The following is a 3,588-nucleotide window of genomic DNA, read 5'->3' as shown; positions in this document are numbered from 1 at the left end:
GAGACCGGGAAATTCATCGGCACCAGAGTCACCGCGATGCTGCAGGTGACCGGCGCTGCCCACTACCTGCCCGCATATGCCGGCAACCTCGACATCATGACCTCTGCCGCGCTGGCCACCGCCGAGCGCATCGCCGCCCATTCGATGAGAAGTGTTGGAGTATCGAAATGACCGAACAGCTCTACATCAGTGACGTCACACTGCGCGACGGAATGCACGCGGTGCGACACCAATACAGCCTGGAACAGGTGACCGAGATCGCCGCAGCGCTGGACGCCGCCGGGGTGGACTCGATCGAGGTCGCCCACGGCGATGGGCTGTCGGGGTCAAGCTGCATCTACGGATTCGGCGCCCACACCGATTTGGAATGGATCGAGGCGGTGGCCGGCGTGGTCAAGAACGCACGAGTGGCAACGCTTGTGCTGCCGGGCATCGGAACCGTGCGCGAGCTCGCCGCCGCCAACCGGGCCGGCGCCAGCGTGGTGCGCGTCGCCACCCACTGCACCGAAGCCGACATCTCGGCACACCACATCGCCGCCGCCCGCGAGCTCGGCATGGATACCGTGGGATTCCTCATGATGAGCCACATGGCGACCCCGCAGCAGCTGGCCGAGCAGGCCTGGCTGATGGAGGGATACGGCGCCGGCTGTGTCTATGTCGTCGACTCCGGCGGCGCGATGACAATGCGAGACATCGCCGAGCGGGTCGACGCGGTACGCCAAAGCCTTGGCAGCGCAACCGAAGTCGGCATCCACGCGCACCACAACCTGTCGCTGGGCGTGGCCAACTCGATCGTCGCCGTCGAGCACGGCTGCCGTCGGGTCGACGCATCCCTGGCCGGCATGGGCGCCGGCGCCGGTAATGCGCCCCTTGAGGTCTTCATCGCAGCCGCCACCCGCATGGGCTGGCAGCACCACTGTGATCTCAACGCGCTAGAAGACGCCGCCGACGACCTGGTCCGCCCGCTGCAAGAACGTCCAGTACGCGTCGACCGTGAGACCCTCACCCTGGGCTACGCGGGCGTGTACTCAAGCTTCCTTCGCCACGCCGAGACGGTCGCCGACCGCTTCGATGTCGACGCGCGCACGCTCCTCGAAGAAGCCGGACGGCGCGGTCTGGTCGGCGGCCAAGAAGACATGCTCGCCGACATCGCCCTCGACCTCACCCGCGACCGGGCAACTGTTTAACCGAAAGTAGAAGCGATATAGCACATGACCGGATCCGGCAATCCTTCGTTCGACCCACTAACGCCGTGCAGCTGTTCGGCGGTGCGGGCTACACCCAAGATTTTCCGGTTGAGCGCATGATGTGCGACGCCAAGATCACCCAGATCTACGAGGGCACCAACCAGATCCAACGCATCGTCATGGCGCGGGCCTTGCTCGCGTGAAACGCATTCACACCAAACCAGAATGGAAGGAGAAACAATGTCCGGCAGGGAGACACCAAATGCGGACGAAATCGCTGTACCGCTCGACCTACTCTTGACCACTTCGGCGACGGGCGTGGCGCGAAGAATGATGCCCGACACGTCGTGGAGCAGGTTCGCATTGAACCTGGCGCGTCGGCCCGACACAGTGGCCGACCGGGTGGGATCGTTGGGACAAGAAGTTGCCTCGATTGTGCGCGGTACGTCGGATCGGGCTCCGGCCAAGGCCGACAAGCGTTTCAACGATCCGGCATGGCAGGGCAACCCACTCATGAAGCGCTCGATGCAAGCCTATTTGGCCGCCAATGAGACCGTGGACAAGCTCTTTGCCGACGCACACCTCGACTGGCGCGACGCCGAACAGATCCGCTTTGTGCTCGACGTCGTCATGGAAGGGCTATCCCCCAGCAACAATCCGTTGATCAGTCCAGTGGGCTGGAAGGCCATTATCGACACCGGAGGTCTGAGCCTGCTTCGCGGTGCGCGCCATTTCCTCGGCGACATGGCGTCCCCGCCCCGGATCCCGTCGATGGTCGAACCGCAGGCGTTCACCGTTGGAGAAACCGTTGCTGTGAGCGCGGGGGCGGTCGTCTACCGCAGCGAGGTGTTCGAGCTGCTCCAGTACACGCCCCAGTCGGAGAACGTGTACACGGTCCCGCTGCTCGTGGTGCCACCGGTGATCAACAAGTACTACATCACGGATATCGCGCCGGGCCGCAGCATGATCGAGTATTTCGTGCGCCAAGGCCACCAGGTCTTCGCGATCTCATGGCGCAATCCCACCGCGGAGCACCGGTCATGGGGCTGCGACAGCTATGGTGCCGCGATCCTCGACGCGCTCGACGCCGTCGAGAAGATCTCCGGGTCCGACTCCGTCCATGTTCAGGCGTCATGCTCGGGCGGGATCCTGGCGGCGATGACGGCCGCGCATCTGAGTGCAATCGGGGAGGCCGAGCGCCTCGCCAGCCTGACGTTGATGGTTACGGTGCTGGACCAGCAGAGGGCCGGGGTGGCCGCCGCGATCGACGAGGAGGCGGCCGAGGTCGCGGTCGCGCTGTCGGGACGCAAGGGCTACCTCGACGGTCGAGCCCTAGCCGAGGTGTTTGCGTGGCTGCGTCCCACCGACCTGGTGTGGCGCTACTGGGTCAACAATTATGTGCAGGGCCGCTCGCCGGCGCCGTTTGACGTGCTGTTCTGGAACGCCGACACCACCCGCATGCCCGCAGCGTTGCACCGCGAAATGGTGCAGTTGGGCGTTCGCAACGCGCTGACAGAGCCTGGCGGGGTCACCATGCTCGGCACCCCGGTGGACCTCGGGACACTCACGACCGACACGTACGTCGTCGCCGGTGTCGCCGACCACATTTCGCCCTGGCAAGCCTGCTATCGCAGCGCGCGGCTGCTGGGGAGCAAGGAGCTGCGGTTCGTCCTGTCTACGAGCGGACACATCGCTGCGCTGGTCAATCCCCCGGGGAATCCGAAGGCCTCCTACCGGGTGGGCAGCACGGATGAACGCAACCCCGACCAGTGGGCCGCGGCGGCGGAAGTGCACCGCGATTCGTGGTGGCCCGACTTCTCAGCGTGGCTCGCCGAGCGTGGCGGTGATCAGAAGACGGCGCCAAAGAAGCTCGGCACCCGCGGGTTGCCGCCGCTGGGACCGGCACCGGGTACCTATGTCCATGACCGCTGAGCCAATGCGATGGCCGTATGATAGTGCTCCATCGTGACAAGACGTAGCCATCCGGGCGAAACTTATGGAGACTTGCTTCCAGTGCTTGGGCAGCAAATCCGAGTCCATATCCGGTGGGGATCCGGAATTCCGCTGGTGTTGTGCAACGGTATCGGCGCAAGCCTGGAGGTGCTCGATCCGTTCGTCCAGGAGCTCGACGCCGATACCACCGTGGTGCGCCTCGACGTGCCGGGCACCGGCGGGTCGCCGGACTCGCCGGTGCCATACGGATTTCCGTACCTGGCTTCGGTGCTGGGCAGGTTGCTGAAGAAGGCCGGAGTCGTGGGGGGACCCGCAGGCAGCTCGCAGGTCGACATCCTCGGGCTGTCCTGGGGCGGTGCGCTCGCCCAGCAGTTCGCTTTTCAGAATCCGCGCCGATGCCGTCGGCTGATTCTAGTGTCCACCGGTACCGGTTCGATCATGATTCCCG

At 65.0% G+C, this 3,588-nt stretch carries 3 protein-coding genes and 2 pseudogenes; all 5 read left to right on the top strand.

Annotated features, from left to right (window positions below; all coding sequences use genetic code 11):
- A pseudogene (locus VKI00_RS17000) lies at positions 1-171 on the top strand (acetaldehyde dehydrogenase (acetylating)); the annotation flags it as partial.
- Positions 168-1,187 (top strand): 4-hydroxy-2-oxovalerate aldolase, encoded by a 1,020-nt coding sequence (gene dmpG / locus VKI00_RS16995; protein WP_324439362.1) that lies wholly within the window; start codon positions 168-170, stop codon positions 1,185-1,187. The pseudogene VKI00_RS17000 and the gene dmpG, both read left to right, overlap by 4 nt.
- A 56-nt stretch (positions 1,188-1,243) precedes the next feature.
- A pseudogene (locus VKI00_RS16990) lies at positions 1,244-1,390 on the top strand (acyl-CoA dehydrogenase family protein); the annotation flags it as partial.
- A gap of 37 nt (positions 1,391-1,427) precedes the next feature.
- The gene (locus VKI00_RS16985; RefSeq protein ID WP_324439360.1) at positions 1,428-3,119 is read left to right on the top strand and encodes a PHA/PHB synthase family protein; all 1,692 of its coding nucleotides are present in this window, start codon (positions 1,428-1,430) and stop codon (positions 3,117-3,119) included.
- A gap of 81 nt (positions 3,120-3,200) precedes the next feature.
- Positions 3,201-3,588: alpha/beta fold hydrolase (locus tag VKI00_RS16980; RefSeq protein ID WP_414687225.1), on the top strand; the 388-nt coding region annotated here is incomplete at its 3' end.

It is taken from the genome of Mycobacterium sp. (assembly GCF_035314665.1).
GTDB lineage: Bacteria > Actinomycetota > Actinomycetes > Mycobacteriales > Mycobacteriaceae > Mycobacterium.
This window is presented reverse-complemented; position numbering and strand designations above follow the sequence as displayed.

Bases quoted from the DNA above. Each gene is read 5' to 3' on its own strand.
- dmpG (WP_324439362.1), top strand. From the start codon at position 168: ATGACCGAACAGCTCTACATCAGTGACGTCACACTGCGCGACGGAATG.
- VKI00_RS16985 (WP_324439360.1), top strand. From the start codon at position 1,428: ATGTCCGGCAGGGAGACACCAAATGCGGACGAAATCGCTGTACCGCTC.